At 72.6% G+C, this 577-nt stretch carries 1 protein-coding gene; it reads left to right on the plus strand.

Annotated features, from left to right (window positions below):
* Positions 1-444: S46 family peptidase (locus tag MBEBAB_RS15930; protein ID WP_242397193.1), on the plus strand; the 444-nt coding region annotated here is incomplete at its 5' end.
* Positions 445-577 lie beyond the last annotated feature (133 nt).

Below are 577 nucleotides of genomic sequence, written 5' to 3' on the forward strand. Positions count from 1 at the left end.
TCATCCGCCCTCTCGGGGGTGGAGAACACCTACAAGCGCGGCATGGGCCGCATGCGCGCCCTGATCGACGGCGACTTCATGGGGCGGCGTCAGGCGGCGGAAGAGGAATTCCGCGCCCGGGTCGCCGCCGATCCGGCGCTGGCGGCCGAGGCGGGCGATCCGTGGTCGACGCTGGCGGAGATCCAGCCGGTGCAGGCGCGGCTCTATCCGGCCTACAGCCTGCTTGAGGGCCGCGCCGGCGGCGGTTCGCGTCTGTTCGGCTTCGCCCAGACCCTGGTGCGCGCTGCGCAGGAGCGGGACAAGCCTCGGGACAGCGCCTGCCCGAGTTCGCCGACAGCCGCCTGCCGCTGGTGCAGCAGCGCCTGTTTGCGGACCTGCCCACCTATCCGGCGCTGGACGAGCTGCAGCTCAGCTGGTGGCTGTCCAAGACCCGCGAGATCCTGACCGTGGACGATCCGCGCGTGCGCGCCCTGCTGGGCGACGAATCCCCCGAGGGCATGGCCGAACGGCTGGCCTCCGGATCGACCCTGGGCGATCCGGCCGTGCGCCGGGCCTGTGGGAGGGCGGTCTTGAAGCC

The organism is Brevundimonas abyssalis TAR-001 (assembly GCF_000466985.1).
GTDB lineage: Bacteria > Pseudomonadota > Alphaproteobacteria > Caulobacterales > Caulobacteraceae > Brevundimonas > Brevundimonas abyssalis.